The organism is Enterobacter sp. LU1 (assembly GCF_008271405.2).
Lineage (GTDB): Bacteria > Pseudomonadota > Gammaproteobacteria > Enterobacterales > Enterobacteriaceae > Enterobacter > Enterobacter hormaechei_C.
Genome location: NZ_CP043438.2, coordinates 797186 through 820370, shown reverse-complemented (window position 1 = coordinate 820370; position 23185 = coordinate 797186). Strand labels below are relative to the sequence as shown.

The 23185-nt window shown below is 54.8% G+C and carries 20 protein-coding genes; 10 read left to right on the top strand and 10 right to left on the bottom strand.

Annotation, left to right across the window (positions count from 1 at the left end):
* Positions 1 to 21 precede the first annotated feature (21 nt).
* Genes FZF21_RS03870 through FZF21_RS03860 form a run of 3 tightly spaced genes read left to right on the top strand, consistent with a single transcriptional unit; the run spans position 22 to position 2296 of the window.
* A complete protein-coding gene (locus FZF21_RS03870) occupies positions 22 to 585 on the top strand; it encodes a fimbrial protein (protein ID WP_149121068.1) in 564 nt (187 codons plus the stop codon).
* Between the two features lie 14 nt (positions 586 to 599).
* Positions 600 to 1208, top strand: a complete 609-nt coding sequence (locus FZF21_RS03865; RefSeq protein ID WP_045337993.1) for a fimbrial-like protein — start codon at positions 600 to 602, stop codon at positions 1206 to 1208.
* Between the two features lie 11 nt (positions 1209 to 1219).
* Positions 1220 to 2296 (top strand): fimbrial protein StkG, encoded by a 1077-nt coding sequence (locus FZF21_RS03860; RefSeq protein WP_045350060.1) that lies wholly within the window; start codon positions 1220 to 1222, stop codon positions 2294 to 2296.
* Between the two features lies 1 nt (position 2297).
* Here the strand turns inward: FZF21_RS03860 and FZF21_RS03855 are convergent, their stop codons facing one another.
* The 4 genes from FZF21_RS03855 to FZF21_RS03840 all read right to left on the bottom strand — a co-directional run bounded on the left by FZF21_RS03855 (position 2298) and on the right by FZF21_RS03840 (position 5848).
* Positions 2298 to 3545 carry a polysaccharide deacetylase family protein gene (locus FZF21_RS03855; protein WP_047364724.1) on the bottom strand — a complete coding sequence of 416 codons (1248 nt, stop codon included), beginning with the start codon at positions 3543 to 3545 and terminating at the stop codon, positions 2298 to 2300.
* 63 nt (positions 3546 to 3608) lie between these two features.
* The gene (locus tag FZF21_RS03850) at positions 3609 to 4049 is read right to left on the bottom strand and encodes a PTS sugar transporter subunit IIA (protein ID WP_047364722.1); all 441 of its coding nucleotides are present in this window, start codon (positions 4047 to 4049) and stop codon (positions 3609 to 3611) included.
* A gap of 105 nt (positions 4050 to 4154) precedes the next feature.
* A complete protein-coding gene (locus FZF21_RS03845; RefSeq protein ID WP_149121069.1) occupies positions 4155 to 4925 on the bottom strand; it encodes an ABC transporter permease in 771 nt (256 codons plus the stop codon).
* Entirely contained in the window at positions 4922 to 5848 is a 927-nt protein-coding gene (locus FZF21_RS03840; protein WP_017383763.1) for an ABC transporter ATP-binding protein, read from the bottom strand. The genes FZF21_RS03845 and FZF21_RS03840 overlap by 4 nt, the downstream gene beginning before the upstream one ends.
* A 107-nt stretch (positions 5849 to 5955) precedes the next feature.
* Between FZF21_RS03840 and can the strand changes: the two genes are divergently transcribed.
* Complete coding sequence (can, locus tag FZF21_RS03835; RefSeq protein WP_003856301.1) at positions 5956 to 6618, top strand: carbonate dehydratase; 663 nt, start codon at positions 5956 to 5958, stop codon at positions 6616 to 6618.
* A 64-nt stretch (positions 6619 to 6682) separates the two neighbouring features.
* On the opposite strand, the gene hpt is transcribed toward can, so the two are convergent.
* Complete coding sequence (hpt, locus tag FZF21_RS03830; RefSeq protein WP_003856303.1) at positions 6683 to 7219, bottom strand: hypoxanthine phosphoribosyltransferase; 537 nt, start codon at positions 7217 to 7219, stop codon at positions 6683 to 6685.
* 206 nt (positions 7220 to 7425) lie between these two features.
* Between hpt and FZF21_RS03825 the strand changes: the two genes are divergently transcribed.
* Positions 7426 to 9816, top strand: a complete 2391-nt coding sequence (locus tag FZF21_RS03825; RefSeq protein WP_003856304.1) for a glucose/quinate/shikimate family membrane-bound PQQ-dependent dehydrogenase — start codon at positions 7426 to 7428, stop codon at positions 9814 to 9816.
* An 86-nt stretch (positions 9817 to 9902) separates the two neighbouring features.
* Here FZF21_RS03825 and cueO read toward each other — a convergent pair whose 3' ends face one another.
* The gene (gene cueO, locus FZF21_RS03820) at positions 9903 to 11462 is read right to left on the bottom strand and encodes a multicopper oxidase CueO (RefSeq protein ID WP_047737119.1); all 1560 of its coding nucleotides are present in this window, start codon (positions 11460 to 11462) and stop codon (positions 9903 to 9905) included.
* Between the two features lie 145 nt (positions 11463 to 11607).
* Between cueO and FZF21_RS03815 the strand changes: the two genes are divergently transcribed.
* The 3 genes from FZF21_RS03815 to speD all read left to right on the top strand — a co-directional run bounded on the left by FZF21_RS03815 (position 11608) and on the right by speD (position 13721).
* The gene (locus FZF21_RS03815; RefSeq protein ID WP_003856306.1) at positions 11608 to 11955 is read left to right on the top strand and encodes a YacC family pilotin-like protein; all 348 of its coding nucleotides are present in this window, start codon (positions 11608 to 11610) and stop codon (positions 11953 to 11955) included.
* Between the two features lie 101 nt (positions 11956 to 12056).
* Positions 12057 to 12926, top strand: a complete 870-nt coding sequence (gene speE, locus FZF21_RS03810; protein WP_032652585.1) for a polyamine aminopropyltransferase — start codon at positions 12057 to 12059, stop codon at positions 12924 to 12926.
* Positions 12927 to 13721, top strand: a complete 795-nt coding sequence (gene speD, locus FZF21_RS03805; RefSeq protein WP_017383765.1) for an adenosylmethionine decarboxylase — start codon at positions 12927 to 12929, stop codon at positions 13719 to 13721.
* 31 nt (positions 13722 to 13752) lie between these two features.
* On the opposite strand, the gene yacL is transcribed toward speD, so the two are convergent.
* Positions 13753 to 14115, bottom strand: coding sequence for a protein YacL (gene yacL / locus FZF21_RS03800; protein ID WP_017694501.1), 363 nt, complete (start codon positions 14113 to 14115; stop codon positions 13753 to 13755).
* A 212-nt stretch (positions 14116 to 14327) separates the two neighbouring features.
* Positions 14328 to 16925, bottom strand: a complete 2598-nt coding sequence (acnB, locus tag FZF21_RS03795) for a bifunctional aconitate hydratase 2/2-methylisocitrate dehydratase (protein WP_017383766.1) — start codon at positions 16923 to 16925, stop codon at positions 14328 to 14330.
* 449 nt (positions 16926 to 17374) lie between these two features.
* Between acnB and FZF21_RS03790 the strand changes: the two genes are divergently transcribed.
* Both FZF21_RS03790 and FZF21_RS03785 read left to right on the top strand, forming a co-directional pair.
* A complete protein-coding gene (locus tag FZF21_RS03790) occupies positions 17375 to 18829 on the top strand; it encodes a DUF3300 domain-containing protein (RefSeq protein ID WP_047737124.1) in 1455 nt (484 codons plus the stop codon).
* A 10-nt stretch (positions 18830 to 18839) separates the two neighbouring features.
* Positions 18840 to 19631, top strand: a complete 792-nt coding sequence (locus tag FZF21_RS03785) for a DUF2950 family protein (protein WP_045350064.1) — start codon at positions 18840 to 18842, stop codon at positions 19629 to 19631.
* 51 nt (positions 19632 to 19682) lie between these two features.
* On the opposite strand, the gene lpdA is transcribed toward FZF21_RS03785, so the two are convergent.
* A complete protein-coding gene (lpdA, locus tag FZF21_RS03780) occupies positions 19683 to 21107 on the bottom strand; it encodes a dihydrolipoyl dehydrogenase (protein ID WP_003856313.1) in 1425 nt (474 codons plus the stop codon).
* A gap of 175 nt (positions 21108 to 21282) precedes the next feature.
* Positions 21283 to 23178, bottom strand: a complete 1896-nt coding sequence (aceF, locus tag FZF21_RS03775) for a pyruvate dehydrogenase complex dihydrolipoyllysine-residue acetyltransferase (protein WP_017694504.1) — start codon at positions 23176 to 23178, stop codon at positions 21283 to 21285.
* Positions 23179 to 23185 lie beyond the last annotated feature (7 nt).

Here is a 23185-nt window from a genome sequence, read left to right as displayed (position 1 = left end):
GCAGGAAAACGGAGCAACATTATGAAATTTAAATCTACTTTTATCGCCCTATCCGTTTCTGCACTTCTGTATTCGGGAATGGCAAACGCAGCAATTACAGGTACTGACAGTGTTAAATTAACGATAAAATCAAAAATAGTCTCGGGCACGTGTACAGCAAAAGTGCTTAACGGTGCAGGAACTGCGTCCACTGAAATTGCGTTTGGCGACGTATATAAAACCGATCTGGTAAATAAGACTCGTGTCGAGCCGTTAAAAATTGCCTTTACAAACTGCTCTGGTGTAACTAAGGCAACGGTAGCCGCAGCGAGTGGTGCAGGTGGGGGATGCTCGGGTCCGAAAACGGACGGAGATTCTTATTCTGCTGGGTTAGCAACAGGCTTCGAAATCTGGTCAGGAGTTGTAGATACTGGCGTAATGTTGAGTTGCAAAAGGCCTCCGGCGGCACAGGAGGTCAGCATTGCTGACGGTGTAGGGGAATTCCCGATGAACTCACGCATTGTGATTGCGAAAGACAGAAATATTGCCGATGTTGGCACAGGTGCCGTTACTGCGCCAGTAACCTTCACAGTCACCTATCAATAATTCCAGGAACCATTATGCAACAATCACCGTTTAATTTACACCAGCCCGGTCTTGTGTTGCTTATCGGTCTGGCTGGTAGCACTCTGCCTGGCGTAAGCCAGGCAGGTTCAGGTATGGATGTAAACCTGACAGCAAACATCGTTAATAATACCTGTCGGCTAAGCGTCGAAAACGGCGGAGAGATCACTTTGCCGACCGTGTCACGAGACTGGTTTTATAACAGCGACAAGAGCGATCGTTTATCGCCAAACGATGATGAAGCTGGAACGCCTTTTACCATCCACGTAGATGACTGCTATGCGAGCAGTACAGAAGGCGCAACGATTAACAAACTAAAATTTAGTTTTGCTCCGCAAAATGGTTTCTGGAGTAATCACAACCAGGTGTTTAAAAACGATGCCACAGCCGGTGCGGCTGAAAATGTGGGTATCGTTATTTTTTCAGATACGTTCAAAACTAACGTCCTGAACAGCGACGGGACATCAAACGTTATTTACGATGTCGGTGGAAGTAGTGAGAACTATATAAAGGATTATGGCTTTTACGCACGTTATCAGAATATTGGAACGATCACCAGCGGCGCTGTGATAAGTAATGTTCTGGTTAATGTCAGCTACGAATAAAGGGATTTAGGATGAAAAAATACCTCACTATATTAGCGTTCGCAGCGTTCGGGCTGTCTGGCGCAGCACGGGCTAATTTCGAGGAGTGCAAATTTTACGGTAATGATGACTTGCAGATTATGTCTCCAGGTGCACAACCAGTTATCACTCCTCTGCCTGTGGGCACAGTAACAACTCCCATACAGATCAGTAATACGATCATTATGGAAACAACGCCTGCGTTAAAATCTCACTGTGCTGGGGGAAATGACGGTGAAAACACCTATCAGATTACCGACAACTCAATGCTGGCAGGCTACATAGATAACAAAGCCACCTTCCGGACGAATATTCCGGGTATTGTCTATACCCTGGCGATGTATCCCGATGGTAACGGCGTCACCGCGTGGTTCCCGCCCAACGCAGGGTCCTGGTATATGACCGCACCTAATGACGATCACGAAGAGCTGCTTGACGAAAAAACCTGGCATGTGCGCATGGAAATCTATCAAACCAATGGATTTCAGGGTGTTCCTTCGGATGTTAATTTTTTAACGGCCGGTGCAGGCCCGATTGGTCAGATCATTCTGGGCGATCCAAGCGATCCGAAGACATCCGATCACCCTCGTCCCCATGTGAACATGAGCGAGATGTCATTTAGCATGCCATTAAATCGCCCGACCTGTGTCTTACGTGCGCCCACAACGGTAAATCTTGGTGACTGGTATCCCGCAGAAGTCGAAAACGGGAATACCAGCAAAGTCGAGTTCCATGTTACGGGTACATGTGTAAATACAACCGCTGTTTACTATACGTTATCCTCCACACATACCACCGCAGATAAAAAATATTTTACCAATACCGTCGAGAATACTGGTGGTGTTACTGCGGCAGGAGGCGTCGGCGTCATGATTACGGATTCTGAAAATGATCATTACCCCGTGCCGGCAGACAGTTACCAACGTGTCATTGCTATAGGAGAGGTTGTTGGGGATCCTGTTAGTATTATTGACAGATCACTTTGGGCCAGGTTGGTCAAAACCGGTAGCGATCCGGTAACCGTCGGTGTTTTCGGTACCACCGTGACCATTCAGACCACGTACGAATAACCTACCCCTGCGGCTGATTGCTGATCAGCCGCGACATTGTCTCCAGCGAATCCGTTCTCAGAATATACAGTCGCTTCAGTAAGAACGGATTATCCCCCGGCTTCACCTTCCCCTTCACCGTTGTCACTGCCAGATGAAAACCGGCATCATTCGCGGCTTTAATCGCTTTATTGTCATACCCGCCAAACGGGTACGAAACATACAGCACGCGCGGGTTGAACTGCGCCAGTGCACGCCGTGAGCGTTCAAAATCGAACAGGATCACGTGATAGCTGCGGCTCAATAAGATGGGGTGCTTATACCCATCCACGCGATGCAGGAAGTGGGTGTGAGACTGAATGTCGAACACATCCTGAATGGCCTTAATTTCCTGAACGCTCATAAACTGTAGCGATCGGGGATCCCACTTCTGAGGGTGACCTTTGATTCGGGATGAAATAATAAACGCCGTCGCGTTGAAGCCATACTCTTTCAGCACCGGATACGCGTAGCGGCTCACCGATTTCAGGCCATCATCAAAAGTGATCACCACCGCTTTCGCGGGGAGGTTCATCTTGTTACGCACGTACCCTTCAAGCTGGTACATTGTCAGCGTGGTATAGCCTTGATCGCGTAACCAGGCCATCTGATTATTAAACGCACGTACGCTGGTTGTCGTGGAGGTATGTCGAAAACGGGTGTTCTCTTCATCACGCAGGATATGGTGGTAGGTCAGAACCGGCAGTCCGTTATCTTCCTGTGCATCCAGGCTGCTGATCCACGCCAGACGATTGCCGATGCGGATCTGAAACCAGGTCTGGTTCAGGCGATCTTTCAGCTTATTCAGAATCGGATAGCGAAGATTGGCGCTTAAGGTGCCAAAGGGCGCGCTTCCGCTGCTGGGGGCATTATACACTGGCGTGTCTTTCCAGGTGATGAGGTTTTGATTGCTGAGCGGCTTGTTCAGATCGCCCAGGCTATCCTCGACGCGTTGCTTACCCTGCACTTTTTCCAGGTGCTCTTTATCAATAAACCCCGTACCGAATCCGAAACGAAATTCATAGTAATCCGCCGCGGCCGGAAAGACGGCGAGGATCTGCCCGGCGCGGACATTGCCCACGTTCACGACGGCATTTCCCACCTGAGCCCAGATGGCCGCATCTTCGGTGGTTTGCATATATTGGGCAGGAAGGCCTTGCTGAATGGTCAGGCTGGCAGACGCACCACCGGAGACCAGTAGCAGAAGGATAAAGATAACGCGCATGAGCATGGGATATAAATCGATACGGAAAATCAGTCGCCATTGTAGCAAAAGCGACATCAATACCAATGTTTAATGCTTATACAGATCGTGAAGCAGAACGAAAGGCGGATTCTTCTGCTGCTGGTGCCACAGGCTGCTCACGTCCGGCGAGCCCTGCGCCACAATGGCGTGACGAAACTCAGCGCTGCTCAACGTTGCGCGCAGCGGATACATCGCTTCGAGTAAAGGCAGGCTGATACCGGAGATCACTTCACAGTTATCATGCTTATGGCTCATTAACGCCGCTGAACGGTAAGGCGCCGCGCCCGATCTGTCGGTGAGAAAAATCACGCCATCACCGGTGTCGGTTTCATGCAGCGCGTCGCACATCATCCGGCTTAGCATATTGGTGCTCAGCCCTCGCCAGTAATTTACCGCACGACATTGCGCCAGAGGGCCAAATCGGGCCTCCAGCTTCAGGAGCATTTCCTGTGCCTCTTCATCGTGGCAGGTGATAACCCATCCCAGCATATCGTCTCTCCTTAGCAGGCGAGTAGTTTATCCAGGTGAAGGTTAGTTTACGGTGATAACTGTCAAAGAAAGTGCCCGGCAAACAGAACGTCGCCGGGCAGAAGATTAGCTACGCAGCCCACGTCCACGCTGGATCAGATACCAGCACAGCAGATAGAACGCCACGATAAATACCGCCAGCACCACAACGGTGGTGAACAGCGGGACATCGGTAATGCCGAGGAAACCAAAGCGGAAGCCGCTGATCATATAGACAATCGGGTTCAGGTGCGACAGCGCCTGCCAGAACGGCGGCAGCAGCGTCAGGGAGTAAAACACCCCGCCCAGATAGGTCAGCGGCGTCAGCACGAAGGTCGGGATCAGGCTGATGTCATCAAACGTTTTGGCGAACACGGCGTTCAGCAAGCCGGCCAGTGAGAACAGGATCGCCGTCAGCAATAGCGTGAGCGCCACGAACAGCCACGAGTGCACCTGGAACGGCACGAAGAACAGCGAAATCGCCGTCACCAGAATACCCACCCACAGCCCGCGCGCCACGCCACCGCCCACGTAACCGGCGATAATGACGTGCGTCGGCACTGGCGCCACCAGCAGCTCTTCAATGTTACGCTGGAACTTGGCGCTGAAGAATGAGGACGCCACGTTCGCGTAAGCGTTGGTGATCACTGCCATCATGATCAGGCCCGGCACGATAAACTGCATATAGGTAAAGCCGTGCATCTCACCAATGCGGGAGCCAATCAGGTTGCCGAAAATGATGAAGTAGAGCGTCATGGTGATCACCGGCGGCACCAGGGTTTGCACCCAGATGCGCATAAAGCGGTTAATCTCTTTCGCCCAGATGCTTTTCAGCGCGACCCAGTAAAGATGCGTCATGCCTTGTCTCCTTGTTTATCGTGCACCAGAGAGACAAACAGCTCTTCCAGTCGGTTCGCTTTGTTACGCATGCTTAATACCTGAACGCCCTGCGCGCTCAACTGGGAGAACACGCTGTTGATTCCCTGCTCGCGCAACACTTCTACCTCCAGCGTCGAGGTATCGACCAGGCGATAGTTATACCCCTCCAGCTTCGGCAGGGCGCTTTTCGCCGCCAGATCGAGGATAAAGGTCTCTGATTTTAGCTTGGAGAGCAGGTTCTTCATCGAGGTGTTTTCCACCAGCTCGCCGTGCTGAATGATGCCGATGTTGCGGCACAGCATCTCTGCCTCTTCCAGGTAGTGCGTGGTCAGAATGATGGTGGTGCCTTTGTCGTTCAGATCCTTCAGGAAGCCCCACATGGAACGACGCAGTTCAATATCCACGCCAGCGGTCGGTTCATCAAGAATGAGCAGCTTTGGCTCGTGCATCAGCGCGCGAGCAATCATCAGGCGGCGCTTCATCCCCCCGGACAACATCCGCGCGCGCTCGTTACGCTTCTCCCACAGGTCAAGCTGTTTGAGATACTTTTCGCTGCGCTCCAGCGCTTCTTTGCGCTCAACGCCATAGTAACCCGCCTGGTTAACAACAATCTGCTGTACCGTCTCGAACGGGTTGAAGTTGAACTCCTGCGGCACCAGCCCCAGCTGGCGCTTGGCGTTGACCACGTCTTTTTGCAGGTCGTAGCCAAACACGCTAACGCGGCCCGAGGTTTTATTGACCAGCGAGCTGATAATCCCGATGGTGGTCGATTTTCCCGCCCCGTTCGGCCCCAGAAGCGCGTAGAAATCTCCCGCTTCGACTTTAAGATCTATCCCGCGCAGCGCCTGGACGCCCCCCGGGTAGGTTTTTTTGAGCTGTTCAAGCTCCAGTGCAATCGCCATGAATTCAACTTACCTTAAGTTCTGACACACGTTGTGTGGTTTCATTAAAAGTCGGGTTACCCTATAGTAGCGCAACGCAATCACTTGGTTACAGGTCGCTAACCTCCATGAACGACATAGATACACTCATCAGCAACAATGCACTATGGTCAAAAATGCTGGTGGAGGAAGACCCCGGATTTTTTGGAAAACTGGCACAGGCGCAGAACCCGCGCTTTCTCTGGATTGGATGTTCCGACAGCCGCGTCCCCGCCGAACGTCTGACCGGTCTTGAACCGGGCGAACTGTTTGTTCACCGCAATGTTGCTAACCTCGTTATTCATACCGATCTCAACTGCCTTTCGGTTGTTCAGTATGCCGTTGACGTTCTGGAGGTTGAGCACATCATTATTTGTGGCCACTACGGCTGCGGCGGCGTACAGGCGGCGGTCGAAAATACAGAGCTGGGGTTAATCGATAACTGGCTGCTGCACATCCGTGATATCTGGTTCAAACATAGCTCACTGCTGGGCGAAATGCCGCAGGAGCGCCGTCTCGACACGCTGTGTGAGCTGAACGTGATGGAGCAGGTCTATAACCTGGGCCACTCGACGATTATGCAGTCTGCCTGGAAACGCGGACAGAAGGTCTCCATCCACGGCTGGGCGTACGGTATTCACGACGGCCTGCTACGCAATCTGGAAGTGACCGCCACCAACCGCGAAACGCTGGAACAGCGTTACCGCTCGGGAATTGCCAACCTCAAGCTTAAGCACGTTAACCATAAATAACAAAGCCGGGGGTTTTCACCCTCTCCCTATGGGAGAGGGCTGGGGTGAGGGCATCAGCCCGCAATTATTCGTCCAGAATCACTACTTTCCCAACATACGGCAGATGGCGATAACGCTGCGCGTAATCAATGCCGTAACCCACCACAAATTCGTCCGGGATGGAGAAACCAACGAACTCCACCGGCACCTGCACTTCACGGCGCTCAGGCTTATCCAGCAGAGTACAAATCGCCAGTGATTTTGGTTCACGCAGGCTCAGGATCTCACGCACTTTAGAGAGCGTGTTGCCGGAGTCGATGATGTCCTCAACAATCAACACATCTTTGCCACGAATATCTTCATCCAGATCCTTCAGGATTTTCACATCACGGGTTGTGGACATGCCGCTGCCGTAGCTGGAGGCGGTCATAAAATCGACCTCGTGCGGCACCTGCACTTCACGGCACAGGTCTGCCATGAACATGAAAGAGCCACGCAACAGACCGACCAGCACCATTTCGCTGCCGCTGTCCTTGTAATGTTCGGTGATTTGACGACCCAGTTCGGCGATACGCGCTTTGATCTCGGCTTCCGGGATCATCACTTCAACAGTATGTTTCATATTACTAACCAAATGATTTTAGTGAAAATCTCTCAATGCGGATGACTCTCGCTCCGGCATCGATACGCAAGCCAGCCATTATACCAGTAAATGGATAAGCCTGGCGTATGAGTTATAAAAAGCAATATTTGTGATTCCGATCACAGTTGTTAATACCTATAATTAATTGCTAGCAAATAATTAACAAAACTGACGAGTACTTTTCTATGGCTGAAACAAAAACTAAACAGCCGCGTCTACTGGTGACATTAACAGCCGCGTTTGCCGCGTTCTGCGCGCTGTATTTGTTAATCGGTGGCGTATGGCTGGTCGCGATTGGCGGCTCCTGGTACTACCCGATTGCGGGTCTGGTTATGGTTGGCGTAACCGTCCTGCTTTTACGCAGAAAACAATCTGCTCTGTGGCTGTACGCAGCGTTACTGCTCGCAACCATGATCTGGGGCGTCTGGGAAGTCGGGTTCGACTTCTGGGCGTTGACGCCGCGCAGCGACATTCTGGTCTTCTTCGGTATCTGGCTGATCCTGCCGTTTGTCTGGCGTCGTCTGATCGTCCCTTCCAGTGGGGCCGTGGCCGGTCTGGTCGTTGCCCTGCTGATTAGTGGCGGCATCCTGACCTGGGCCGGTTTTAACGACCCGCAGGAGATCAACGGTACGCTGAACGCGGAATCCACGCCGGCTGCGGCTATTTCGCAGGTGGCGGACGGTGACTGGCCTGCTTATGGTCGTAACCAGGAAGGTCAACGCTACTCCCCGCTGAAGCAGATCAACGCGGACAACGTGAAAAACCTGAAGGAAGCCTGGGTATTCCGTACCGGCGACCTGAAGATGCCAAACGATCCGGGTGAGCTGACCAACGAAGTGACCCCAATTAAAGTGGGCAACATGCTCTACCTGTGTACGGCGCACCAGCGTCTGTTCGCGCTCGACGCGGCTACCGGTAAAGAGAAATGGCACTTTGATCCACAGCTGAACTCCAACCCGTCGTTCCAGCACATTACCTGCCGCGGCGTCTCTTACCACGAAGCGCGCGCCGATAATGCCAGCCCGGAAGTCATTGCCGACTGTCCTCGCCGCATTATGCTGCCGGTGAACGATGGCCGCCTGTTTGCCATTAACGCTGAGACCGGCAAGCTGTGCGAAACCTTCGCCAATAAAGGCATTCTGAATCTTCAGACCAACATGCCGGACACCACGCCGGGCCTGTATGAACCGACCTCCCCGCCAATCATCACCGATAAAACCATCGTGATTGCCGGTTCGGTAACGGATAACTTCTCCACCCGTGAAACCTCCGGCGTTATCCGTGGTTTCGACGTGAACACCGGTAAACTGCTGTGGGCCTTCGACCCGGGCGCGAAAGATCCTAACGCGATCCCATCGGATGAACACACCTTTACCTTTAACTCACCGAACTCCTGGGCACCGGCAGCGTATGACGCGAAGCTGGACCTGGTCTACCTGCCGATGGGCGTGACCACGCCGGATATCTGGGGCGGTAACCGTACGCCGGAGCAGGAACGTTACGCCAGCTCCATCGTGGCGCTGAACGCAACGACCGGTAAACTGGCATGGAGCTACCAGACCGTTCACCACGATCTGTGGGATATGGATATGCCGTCCCAGCCGACGCTGGCGGACATTACCGTTAACGGTAAAACCGTACCGGTGATTTACGCCCCGGCGAAAACCGGTAACATCTTCGTGCTTGATCGTAGCAACGGTAAGCTGGTTGTTCCTGCGCCGGAAAAACCGGTTCCGCAGGGTGCGGCCAAAGGCGACTACGTCACCAAAACGCAGCCGTTCTCTGACCTGAGCTTCCGTCCGAAGAAAGATCTCAGCGGTGCAGACATGTGGGGTGCCACCATGTTTGACCAGCTGGTATGCCGCGTGATGTTCCACCAGCTGCGCTACGAAGGGATTTTCACCCCGCCGTCAGAGCAGGGTACGCTGGTCTTCCCGGGTAACCTGGGGATGTTCGAATGGGGTGGGATCTCCGTTGACCCTAACCGTCAGGTCGCCATCGCTAACCCAATGGCGCTGCCGTTCGTTTCCCGCCTGATCCCTCGTGGTCCGGGTAACCCAATGGAGCAGCCGAAAGATGCGAAAGGCAGCGGTACCGAAGCCGGTATCCAGCCACAGTATGGCGTTCCTTATGGTGTGACCCTGAATCCGTTCCTGTCTCCGTTTGGTCTGCCGTGTAAACAGCCTGCCTGGGGTTACATCTCCGGTCTGGATCTGAAGACCAACAAGATCGTCTGGAAGAAACGTATTGGTACGCCACAGGACAGCATGCCGTTCCCGATGCCTGTTCCAGTGCCTTTCAATATGGGTATGCCAATGCTGGGTGGCCCAATCTCCACCGCCGGTAACGTGCTGTTCATCGCGGCAACCGCAGATAACTACCTGCGCGCGTACAACATGACCAACGGTGAGAAACTGTGGCAAGGCCGTCTGCCAGCCGGTGGACAGGCAACGCCGATGACCTATGAAGTGAATGGCAAGCAGTACGTTGTCATCTCTGCGGGTGGTCACGGTTCGTTTGGCACGAAGATGGGCGACTATATTGTCGCGTATGCACTGCCTGACGACGCTAAGTAACGAAAAAGCCCGGTGGCGCTAACGCTTACCGGGCCTACGGGTGCCCTATGTAGGCCGGGTAAGGCGAAGCCGCCACCCGGCTTTTTTTATACGGTAAAACCGAGCATCATCCCCGTATCTTCATGCTCCAGCAGATGACAGTGGGCCATATAGGCAAACTCTTTCGGCGCCTCGTGGTCGAACTTCACCAGCACCTCGCTGACGCCGCCTTCCACCCTCACCGTATCTTTCCAGCCCGCACGATGCGCCTCCGGCGCTTTACCATTTTCAGACAGAATACGGAACTGCGTGCCGTGGATATGGAACGGGTGCAGCATCATGTCGCCTTCGCCTGAAATCACCCAGCGTTCAAACTGCCCTTTCGTGGCGGCGAACATGGGCGTGTTCATATCGAACGCTTTGCCGTTGATGCGGTTGGCGTTGTGGAAATCGAAACCATGGCCGCCGTGATCCATGCCGCCCATTTTACCGTGGTCCATATTCATATGGCCCATCATCTGGCCGTGATGCATTCCCGCCATGGCCTGATTGCCGTACTTCTTCATCAGCGCCTGCATGCCCATCATGTCTAGCATCGGATCCATAGAAAGCTGAAGTTTACGCTGCGTAAGCCCGTCCAGCGACGGGAGTGCTGGCAGCGTGGTGAGGGTCTCCGGCAGCGTACCGGAGGCGGTGATCTGTAGCGGCTGAATGCGCAGGACCGGATGCGGCTTATCAAACGGCGCAACGGCCATCCCCATCTGGCTGACCGGCAGGGTCACCAGGTCAAACGCTTTGCCATCGCTGATATCCACCAGCACCTCGAAGCGCTCCCCCATCAGCATCGGCAGCTCGCTCACCTTCACCGGCTCCGGCAGCAGGCCGCCGTCGCTTGCCACCACGTAAAGCGGGCGTTTATCGCTGGTGGCGAAGTTCAGCGAGCGGGCGTTACAGCCGTTAAGCAGACGTAAGCGCAGCCAGCCTTTTGGCGCGGCATGCTGCGGGTAGATCGCGCCGTTGGTCAGGAGTGTATCGCCAAACCAGCCTACCGCCGCGCTCATTACGTCCAGCTGATAGTCAATTTGCCCGTCAGCGTTGAATTTTTTGTCCTGCACAATCACCGGGACATCGTCGATTCCCCACTGTTTCGGCAGGCGCAGCAGGCGGCTTTCATCGTCTTCAATCAGCACCAGGCCGGCCAGCCCCATCGCCACCTGATGGCCCGTTTTGCCATGCTGATGCGGGTGGAACCAGCAGGTCGCCGCGCGTTGTTCCGGAGTAAAGGTTACGCTGCGTTTACCACCAGGCCTGATAATGCCCTGAGGCCCTCCATCCACTTCGCCCGGGACTTCCAGCCCGTGCCAGTGCAGCGTGGTCTCTTCCGCAAGCGTGTTATGAATGTCTACCGTCACCGCCTTCCCTTTGCGTAACTGCAACGCCGGGCCGAGCAGATTGCCGTTATAGCCCCACGTCGTGGCGGCGTGCTGACCGAACGTCGTTTTACCGGCCTGCACCACAAGCTGAATGCGGCTGCGGGCATCTGGGGCGAGTAATTCAGGAATGGGTAAAGCCGGTCTGTCGGCGGCAAATACGGCGCGGCTCCAGAGAGGTAACGCGCTGGCAACCCCCAGCGCGGCAGAAAATTTTAAAAAATCACGACGTTGCATGTGCATTTCCTTATTTCCAGCAGGCGATCTTTTGAGCATAAACCCTCCCCTTACCGGAAGGTCAAGCACGGCGGCAATAATAAAGATCGTCGGCCTGGCATCAAGTATGCTAACGTTAATTTTCCGTGATGCAGTGGTAAAGGCAATGAAGACGTTTTTCAGAACAATTTTGTTCGCCAGCCTGATGGCGATGTGTGCGAACAGTTACGCGCTAAGTGAAAACGAAGCGGAAGATATGGCCGATCTGACGGCAGTTTTTGTTTTTCTGAAAAACGATTGTGGTTACCAGAATTTACCCAATGGGCAAATTCGTCGCGCACTGGTCTTTTTTGCCCAGCAGAACCAATGGGACCTCAGCAACTACGACAGCTTCGACATGAAGGCGCTCGGTGAAGACAGCTACCGTGATTTAAGCGGTATTGGCATTCCCACTGCTAAAAAATGCAAAGCGCTGGCTCGCGATTCACTCAGCCTGCTCGCCTACGTGAAGTAACCTTCCCGACGCCCCTTGTTGACCCGCTAACCGCCTCACGGCGGTGTTGTGTTGCGCCCATCTGCCGGATGTAATGGATGTTAACGAAGGAGGTGCTCCCCATGACCGAAAAAACGGTATGGCAAGAAACGCTGCATGACCAGTTTGGTCAGTATTTTGCCGTGGATAACGTGCTCTATCATGAGAAAACCGATCATCAGGATTTGATAATCTTCGAAAACGCCGCCTTTGGCCGCGTGATGGCGCTGGACGGCGTGGTGCAAACCACCGAGCGCGACGAGTTTATCTATCACGAAATGATGACCCACGTCCCGCTGCTGGCCCACGGCCACGCGAAGGACGTGCTGATTATCGGCGGCGGCGACGGCGCGATGCTGCGTGAAGTCTCTCGCCATCAGAATGTCGAAACCATCACCATGGTGGAAATCGACGCCGGTGTGGTGTCGTTCTGCCGCCAGTATCTGCCCAACCATAATGCCGGCAGCTATGACGATCCGCGGTTTAATCTGGTTATCGATGATGGCGTCAATTTTGTTAACCAGACCACGCAAACGTTTGATGTCATAATCTCTGACTGTACCGACCCTATTGGTCCGGGCGCGTCGCTGTTTACCTCGTCGTTTTACGAAGGCTGCAAGCGCTGCCTGAAGCCTGGCGGAATTTTTGTGGCGCAAAACGGTGTTTGCTTCCTGCAACAGGATGAAGCACTTGATAGCCACCGTAAGCTGAGCACCTATTTTACTGACGTCAGCTTCTACCAGGCGGCGATCCCCACTTACTACGGCGGGATCATGACCTTTGCCTGGGCGACGGATAACGACGTTCTGCGCCATCTCTCTACCGAGATCGTGCAGGCCCGCTTCCACCAGGCCGGACTCCAGTGCCGCTACTACAACCCGGCGATCCACACCGCAGCCTTTGCGTTGCCTCAATATCTGCAAGACGCGCTGTCCTCAAAGGAGGTGAACTAATTGAAAAAGCTTAAACTGCATGGCTTTAACAATCTGACCAAAAGCCTGAGTTTTTGTATTTACGATATCTGCTACGCCAAAACAGCAGAAGAGCGCGATGGTTACATCGCCTATATCGATGAACTCTACAACGCCAACCGTCTGACCGAGATCCTGACAGAGACCTGCTCGATTATCGGCGCGAACATCCTGAATATCGCGCGCCAGGATTATGAGCCTCAGGGTGCGAGCGTCACCATTCTGGTGAGTGAAGAGCCGGTTGACCCGAAGCTTATCGACAAAACCGAGCACCCCGGCCCGCTGCCGGAAGTGGTAGTCGCCCACCTGGATAAAAGCCACATCTGCGTGCACACCTACCCGGAAAGCCACCCGGAAGGCGGGCTGTGTACCTTCCGCGCGGATATTGAAGTGTCGACCTGCGGCGTGATTTCACCGCTGAATGCGTTGAATTATTTAATCCACCAGCTGGAATCCGATATCGTCACTATTGATTATCGCGTGCGCGGTTTTACCCGTGATATCAACGGCATGAAGCACTTCATTGATCATGAGATCAACTCCATTCAGAACTTCATGTCCGAGGATATGAAGTCGCTGTACGACATGATGGATGTGAACGTCTATCAGGAGAATATCTTCCATACCAAGATGATGCTTAAAGAGTTCGATCTTAAGCACTATATGTTCCACACCAGGCCGGAAGATTTAAGTGAAGAAGAGCGTAAGGTCATTACCGACCTGCTCTGGAAAGAGATGCGCGAAATTTACTACGGCCGTAACATTCCGACCGTGTAAACGTGATCCGGAGCAGGGACGCTTCGGGGAGTTACTTCTGTTTCATAAAATCGCGGTAGGCGTTCAACACGCTCAGGAAGTCTTCCACGCCGCACAGCGACAGGCTCTCTTCGTCGTAGTAGCTCATCCCCTCTTCCATCTCATCACCCGAGAACTCAAGTTGGTTGGCGCGCACCATCACCTCTTCGCCATCCATCCACAGCGTGTATTCGTGCCCGGCGCGTTGCCAGGAGCGTTCACTGCCTTTCACCGTTTCCGCCGCCTGTTCGACTTCATCCAGCAGCGCGAGGTTCTCTTTCACCTCTTCGTTAAACCAGTGTCCAACGGCTTCGTGCCCCATCGACATTCGCACTTTCACCACGCCGGTGATGTCGCGCAAAAATTCGTAATCCATAGCGTTTTCCTCTGCAAAGCCATTAGGGTAATTATCGCAGCAGAGAGGAAGAAAAAAAGCGGGAGAGGTGGGAGGAATGAAAATAAAAAACCCACCGACGTTGCGATGGGTTTTGTAGGCCCGGTAAGCGTAGCGCCACCGGGCAATGGGTCAGGTGCGGAGCGGTCTGGTGCCCTCACCCCCAGCCCCTCTCCCACGGGAGAGGGTAGCATTTATACTGCGGTCTGGAAGATCACCCCGTCAGCCTTCTCGGTGTACTGAGAGAGCTGGTCGAAGTTCAGATAACGATAAGTATCCACCGCCGTCTTATCTACCTGAGCCACAAAGGTCTGGTACTCTTCCGGCGTTGGCAGTTTGCCAATCAGCGCCGCAACCGCCGCCAGCTCCGCAGAGGCCAGGTAAACGTTCGCCCCGGTACCTAAACGGTTCGGGAAGTTACGGGTTGAGGTGGAAACCACCGTCGCACCGTCGGCCACGCGCGCCTGGTTGCCCATACACAGGGAACAGCCAGGGATTTCAATACGCGCCCCGCTCTTACCAAACACGCTGTAGTAGCCCTCTTCGGTCAGCTGCGCCGCATCCATACGGGTTGGCGGCGCCACCCACAGACGGGTCGGCAGCTGGCCTTTGTGGGTATCCAGCAGCTTACCGGCAGCACGGAAGTGGCCGATGTTGGTCATACAGGAGCCGATGAACACTTCGTCGATCTTATCGCCCTGCACGTCAGAGAGCAGACGCGCATCGTCCGGATCGTTAGGCGCACACAGGATTGGCTCTTTGATATCCGCCAGATCGATCTCAATCACCGCCGCGTACTCTGCGTCAGCGTCGGCTTCCAGCAGCTGCGGATCCGCCAGCCATTTTTCCATACCCTGAATACGACGCTCCAGCGTACGACGGTCGCCGTAGCCTTCCGCTATCATCCACTTCAGCAGCACGATGTTGGAGGTCAGATACTCAATAATCGGCTCTTTGTTCAGCTTGATGGTACAGCCCGCCGCAGAACGCTCGGCAGAGGCATCGGTCAGCTCGAACGCCTGCTCCACTTTCAGATCCGGCAGACCTTCAATTTCCAGAATGCGGCCAGAGAAGATGTTTTTCTTGCCTTTCTTCTCGACGGTCAGCAGACCCTGTTTAATGGCATACAGCGGGATCGCGTGCACCAGATCGCGCAGGGTAATGCCCGGCTGCATTTTACCTTTGAAGCGCACCAGCACTGATTCCGGCATATCCAGCGGCATCACGCCGGTCGCTGCGGCAAACGCCACCAGACCGGAACCCGCCGGGAAGGAGATCCCGATTGGGAATCGGGTATGGGAGTCACCGCCGGTACCGACGGTATCCGGCAGCAGCATGCGGTTCAGCCAGGAGTGGATAACGCCGTCGCCCGGACGCAGGGAGACACCGCCACGGTTCATAATGAAGTCTGGCAGCGTGTGGTGCGTGGTTACGTCAACCGGCTTCGGATACGCCGCGGTGTGGCAGAAGGATTGCATCACCAGATCGGAAGAGAAGCCCAGGCACGCCAGGTCTTTCAGTTCATCACGGGTCATTGGGCCAGTGGTGTCCTGAGACCCCACGGAGGTCATTTTCGGTTCGCAGTACGCGCCAGGACGGATACCAGTGACGCCGCAGGCGCGACCCACCATTTTCTGCGCCAGAGAGTAACCGCGGTTGCTCTCGGCCACGTCTTTCGCCTGACGGAATACGTCACTGTGCGGCAGACCCAGCGCTTCACGCGCTTTGGTGGTCAGGCCACGGCCGATGATCAGCGGAATACGGCCACCGGCACGCACTTCGTCGATCAGCACGTCGGTTTTCAGTTCGAAGCTGGCCAGCAGTTCGTTGGTTTCGTGGTTGCGCACTTCGCCTTTATACGGGTAAACGTCAATCACGTCGCCCATGTTCAGGTTGCTCACGTCCACTTCAATTGGCAGCGCGCCCGCATCTTCCATGGTGTTGAAGAAGATTGGCGCAATTTTGCCGCCGAGGCACAGGCCGCCGCCGCGCTTGTTCGGCACGTGCGGAATGTCGTCGCCCATGAACCACAGCACGGAGTTGGTGGCGGATTTACGGGAAGAACCGGTACCGACCACGTCACCGACGTAAGCCAGCGGGAAACCTTTTTGTTGCAGGGCTTCGATCTGTTTGATCGGGCCAACCACGCCTGGCTGATCCGGCTCAATGCCTTCACGGGCGTTTTTCAGCATCGCCAGGGCGTGCAGTGGGATATCCGGGCGAGACCATGCATCCGGCGCCGGAGAAAGGTCATCGGTGTTGGTTTCACCGGTCACTTTAAAGACGGTAACGGTAATTTTTTCAGCAAGCTGAGGGCGGTTCAGGAACCATTCGGCATCGGCCCAGGACTGCATCACCTGCTTCGCGTAAACGTTGCCTGCTTTGGCTTTTTCTTCCACATCGTAGAAGTTATCGAACATCAGCAGCGTTGAAGAGAGCGCTTTGGCAGCAATTGGCGCCAGCTTGTCGTTATCCAGCGCGTCAATCAGCGGATGAATGTTATAGCCGCCCTGCATGGTGCCGAGCAGTTCAATCGCTTTTTCAGGAGTAACCAGTGGGGAGGTGGCTTCGCCTTTGGCAACGGCGGCAAGGAATCCGGCTTTTACGTAGGCAGCTTCATCTACGCCAGGCGGTACACGGTTGATCAGCAGATCTAACAGGAATTCTTCTTCGCCCTCAGGCGGGTTCTTCAGCAGCTCGACGAGCGCGGCCATTTGGGTTGCATCTAACGGTTTGGGTACAATTCCCTCGGCGGCACGTTCTGCTACGTGCTTACGGTATTCTTCTAGCACGACGGTTCTCCTCGCTCTCATTGTCATATGCGGCGGGCGTTCTCTTCACGCTCCTGTGAGACAGCAGTTTGTAGGGTAAATGCCCGATACCGCGTCGGGCAGCATAGCAGGATTTCTGCACAGTGTTAATCTGTTTACAAAAAAGCAACATTAAAAAATTTGCTGAATCGTTAAGCATGGTATAGCACCCCGTCACCGGGCCCGAAAGCAGTTCCGTAAGTTTGTCGCCACCCCAGCAACTAGCTGCTGGCCGCTCGCAAGAGCGGCCTTCTGAATGTCCGTCGCCTGCTCAGCCATCCGATATAATTGTGTAATAAATACTCACACTCTTTATCCGGACGCTTCGGAGGGTTTCCCAACAAAAGTCAAAACTGTAAAACACGGGTGAATGATACTCGCGGCAACAGCAACGCCTCACGGCACTGCACTCGTCTCGTTGGAGTCAATCTATGAAGTTGCCTTTTAAACCACATCTTCTTATTCTGCTTTGCAGTGCGGGGCTGTTTGCCGCCTCGGGCGTCATGTTCGTTAAAAGCCGCGCAACGGAACCCGCTCCCGCACCTGCGCCGGTAGCCCCGCAGCTCCCCGCACCAACAGCACAACCTGCCCCGGTGGCGACTCCGGCCTATACCGCCGCGCAGATCGATCAGTGGACCGCGCCCATTGCGCTCTACCCCGACGCGCTGCTGTCGCAAATTCTGATGGCCTCAACCTATCCGGCGAGCGTGATTCAGGCCGCCCAGTGGTCAAAGGACAACCCTAAAATGCAGGGCGATACCGCCATTCAGTCGGTCAGCGGGCAGCCATGGGATGCCAGCGTGAAATCGCTGGTCGCCTTTCCGCAGTTAATGTCGTTGATGGGAGCAAACCCGTCGTGGGTACAGAGCCTCGGCGACGCCTTTCTCGCCCAGCCAAAGGATGTGATGGATTCCGTGCAGCGTCTGCGCCTGCTGGCGCAGCAGACAGGCACGTTGCAATCCACCCCGCAGCAGACCGTCACCACCGTGAAAAAATCTGCGCCAGCCTCCGCCAGTACAGCCGCGACGTCAACGTCGGCTAGTCCGACGGTGATTAAAATTGAGCCAGCCGATCCACAGGTGGTTTATGTACCCACCTACAACCCTTCCACCGTCTACGGCACGTGGCCAAACGCCAGCTATCCGCCGGTGTATCTGCCCCCGTCTCCCGGCCAGCAGTTTACCAATAGTTTTGTCAGAGGCTTTGGCTATAGCCTCGGCGTAGCCACCACCTATGCGCTGTTCAGTAATATCGACTGGGACGATGACGACGATCATCATCACGATCATGATGACGATCGCCACGGCGGTTATTCGCATAACGGCGATAACATTAATATTAATGTTAATAACTTCAATAAGATCACCGGCGAGCACCGTACCGATAATCATCAGGTCTGGCAGCATAACCCGGCCTACCGCAACGGCGTGCCCTACGCCAATAGCCAGCTTGCCAGCCGCTATCATCAGACTTCAGTGCCGGGCGGGCTGAGCGCTACCCGGCAGCAGCCTGTCAACCGCGATAGCCAGCGGCAGGCTGCGATGGCGCAGGTACAGCAGTCGACGGGCAAAACCCTCGCACAGCTACAGCATGGCGACGTGCATTCCCCGCAACATTCAGCGTCCGCGCAGCAGCTGAAGCAGCTCTCTCAGCGCAGCAACTATCGCGGCTACGACAGCGCGCGGTCCCACGCACAACGGATGAATAACCCTCCCGCCCAAACCAGACGCCCTGCGCAGGTTCAGCATCAGCCGCTGCGGGCAAACGCCCTGAGCGGCAACGACAGCCGCTCGGCCAACTGGCAGGCCCAGCACCAGCGCGGGCTGGAAAGCCGCCAGCAGCTGTCCGAACATCATACCGAACACCGTGAATTCCATCGTCGTTAAGGAAGCCGCTATGAACATGAAACCGATCGGTGGAATGCTGTTGTTGATGGTATCCACCTTCGCCTGCGCCCAGCAATCTTTCTCCACGCCTGAGCAGGCGGCCAATGCCCTGACGAAGGCCATCAGCGAGCAGAATGAGAGCGCGATGGCCGACCTGCTGGGGGATAACTGGCGCGACTATCTGCCACCTGAAGGGGTTGATCCGGAGGCGGTAGCTCGATTCCTGCGTGACTGGAAGATTAACCATCGTACCGAAATCAGCGGCGATATCGCCCATCTGTCAGTTGGCGATAACGGCTGGCAACTCCCCATACCGGTAGTGAAGAAAAAAGAGGGCTGGCAATTTGATATGCAGAAAGCGGCTAATGAGATCCTGACCCGCGAAATCGGCCGCAACGAACTCGCGGCTATCGGAGCGCTGCACGCCTACGTCGACGCACAGCAGAGCTACTACGCCATGAACCACCGCTATGCGCACAAGATTGTCAGCACACCAGGGCTAAAAGACGGCCTGTACTGGCCCATCTCGCCGGGCGAAGCGCCAAGCCCGCTGGGTCCCGCCTTCAGCCCGCCGGAGCCTGGTATGGGCTATCACGGTTATCGGTTCCGCATTCTGCCGGATAAAAATGGCTTTGCGATGGTTGCCTGGCCCGTGAGCTATGGTCAGACGGGGGTAATGAGCTTTGTCGTTAACCAGGATGACAAGGTGCATCAGGCAAATCTCGGCAACGATTCGGCACAAAAAGCGCAGGCGCTCGCTGCATACCACCCGGATAAAACCTGGCAGCCTGTCACCCCCTGAACGCGGCGCATAAAAAAGCGGCCTCAGGCCGCTTTTTTCATCTGAAGAAACTTATTTCTTCTTCGCTTTCGCGTTTGGCAGGTCGGTGATGCTACCTTCAAACACTTCTGCCGCCAGGCCCACGGACTCGTGCAGAGTCGGGTGAGCGTGGATGGTCAGCGCGATGTCTTCCGCGTCACAGCCCATTTCGATAGCCAGACCGATTTCACCCAGCAGCTCGCCGCCGTTGGTACCGACAATCGCACCACCGATCACGCGGTGAGTCTCTTTGTCGAAGATCAGTTTGGTCATACCGTCTGCGCAGTCGGACGCGATAGCACGGCCAGAAGCAGCCCACGGGAAGGTGGCGGTTTCGTAGCTGATGCCTTTCTCTTTCGCTTCTTTCTCAGTCAGACCGACCCATGCAACTTCTGGCTCGGTGTAGGCGATAGATGGGATCACTTTCGGATCGAAGTAGTGCTTCATGCCGGCGATAACTTCAGCGGCAACGTGACCTTCGTGAACACCTTTGTGCGCCAGCATTGGCTGACCGACGATATCGCCGATAGCAAAGATGTGCGGCACGTTGGTGCGCAGCTGTTTGTCAACGCGGATGAAGCCACGGTCGTCCACTTCCACGCCAGCTTTGCCCGCGTCGAGGTTTTTACCGTTCGGCACACGACCGATAGCCACCAGCACGGCGTCGTAACGCTGTGGTTCGGAAGGGGCTTTTTTGCCTTCCATGGAAACGTAAATACCGTCTTCTTTCGCTTCAACGGCAGTCACTTTGGTTTCCAGCATCAGGTTGAATTTCTTGCTGATGCGTTTGGTGAAGACTTTAACGATGTCTTTGTCGGCAGCCGGGATAACCTGGTCGAACATTTCAACCACGTCGATCTCTGAACCCAGCGCATGGTACACGGTACCCATTTCCAGACCGATGATACCGCCGCCCATAACCAGCAGGCGCTTAGGAACGGTTTTCAGCTCCAGCGCATCGGTGGAATCCCACACGCGTGGATCTTCATGTGGAATGAATGGCAGTTCGATTGGGCGAGAGCCTGCCGCGATGATCGCGTTGTCGAAGTTAATCACGGTTTTGCCGTTTTCGCCTTCCACTTCCAGGGTGTTCGCACCGGTGAATTTACCCAGACCGTTTACCACTTTCACTTTACGGCCTTTGGCCATACCCGCCAGACCGCCGGTCAGCTGAGTGATAACTTTCTCTTTCCAGGTACGAATTTTGTCGATGTCGGTTTTCGGCTCGCCGAAGACGATACCGTGTTCAGCCAGCGCTTTGGCTTCTTCGATAACTTTCGCTACGTGCAGCAGCGCTTTAGAAGGGATACAGCCGACGTTCAGACAAACACCGCCGAGGGTGCTGTAACGTTCTACGATGACGGTTTCCAGACCTAAATCCGCGGCGCGAAATGCTGCGGAGTAACCTGCCGGGCCTGCCCCAAGTACTACGACCTGAGTTTTGATTTCTGTGCTCATCATGACCTCTTAATGTATACCCGTCGTCCACCGGGTCGTTCTATCCGCCCGTATTTTACAAAATTGTTAACAATTTTGAAACAACAAACGGCTCACGAATTATCGCTTTCACCAATAACCTCAAAAACCCCATGAGATTATCAGAAAAAAGCCGGCCGACTGGCCGGCTTTTCGATTACATCACCAGGCGGCGAATGTCGCTCAGCATGTTGTTGATGATGGTGATGAAACGCGCACCATCAGCCCCGTCGATCACGCGGTGGTCGAAGGACAGAGAGATTGGCATCATCAGACGCGGCACGAACTCTTTGCCATTCCACACCGGCTCCATCGCGGACTTGGACACACCGAGGATAGCCACTTCCGGCGCGTTCACAATCGGTGCGAAGTGGGTGGTACCCAGGCCGCCGATGCTGGAGATAGTGAAGCAGCCGCCCTGCATTTCGCCGGCAGTCAGCTTACCATCACGCGCTTTTTTGGAGATGGTGGTCAGTTCACGGGACAGCTCAGTGACGCTCTTCTTGTTCACGTCTTTGAAGACCGGAACAACCAGACCATTTGGCGTATCAACCGCAACACCGATGTTGATGTACTTCTTCAGCGTCAGCTTCTGGCCGTCTTCGGACAGGGAGCTGTTGAAGCGAGGCATCTGCTCAAGGGCAGCGGCAACCGCTTTCATGATGAAGACCACTGGAGTGAACTTCACGTCCAGCTTACGCTTCTCAGCTTCGGCGTTCTGCTGTTTACGGAACGCTTCCAGATCGGTGATATCGGTCTTATCGAAGTGGGTAACGTGCGGGATCATTACCCAGTTACGGCTCAGGTTAGCACCCGAGATTTTCTGGATACGGCCCAGTTCCACTTCTTCGATTTCACCGAACTTGCTGAAGTCCACTTTCGGCCATGGCAGCATGCCCGGGATACCGCCACCGGCAGCAGCAGGTGCAGCTTCGGCGCGTTTCACCGCATCTTTCACGTAAGCCTGAACGTCTTCGCGCAGGATACGGCCTTTACGACCAGTGCCCTTCACTTTCGCCAGGTTCACACCGAATTCGCGCGCCAGGCGACGAATCAGCGGAGTCGCGTGGACGTAAGCGTCGTTTTCAGCGAACTCAGATTTTTCTGCTTTAGCAGCAGGGGCAGCAGCCGGTTTAGCAGCCTGAGCCGGTGCAGCAGCCGGTGCCGGAGCAGCCGCGGCAGCTGGAGCGGCGGCAGGTGCTGCGCCTTCCACTTCGAAGACCATGATCAGAGAGCCGGTAGATACTTTGTCGCCGGTGTTGATTTTGATCTCTTTAACGGTACCGGCGAACGGCGCAGGCACTTCCATAGAAGCTTTGTCGCCTTCAACGGTGATCAGTGACTGTTCAGCGGCAACTTTGTCGCCCACTTTTACCATCACTTCGGTCACTTCAACTTCGTCACCGCCGATGTCCGGTACGTTAACGTCTTTCACGCCGCCAGCAGCCGCTGGTGCAGCAGCCGGAGCCGGAGCAGCTTCCGCTTTCGCTGGAGCCGCAGCGCCTTCAGCGCCCGCCACTTCGAAAATCATGATCAGGGAACCTGTAGACACTTTGTCGCCGGTGTTGATCTTGATCTCTTTAACGGTACCCGCGAACGGTGCCGGCACTTCCATAGAGGCTTTGTCGCCTTCTACGGTGATCAGTGACTGCTCGGCCGCAACGGTATCGCCCACTTTCACCAGGATTTCAGTGACTTCAACTTCGTCACCGCCGATGTCAGGCACGTTCACTTCTTTCGCTGCCGCGGCCGCTGCTGGAGCAGCAGCAGGTGCTGCTTCTTTCTTCTCTTCCTGCGCAGGTGCAGCAGCTGCTGCACCGTCGGCGGAATCGAAAATCATGATCAGTTTACCGGTCTCGGTTTTATCGCCAACAGAGACTTTGATCTCTTTAACGATGCCAGCCTGAGGAGACGGGACTTCCATAGAAGCTTTGTCGCCTTCTACGGTGATCAGCGACTGTTCAGCTTCAACTTTGTCGCCCACTTTGACCAGGATCTCGGTGATTTCAACTTCATCAGCCCCGATGTCCGGTACATTGATTTCGATAGCCATTATTCTT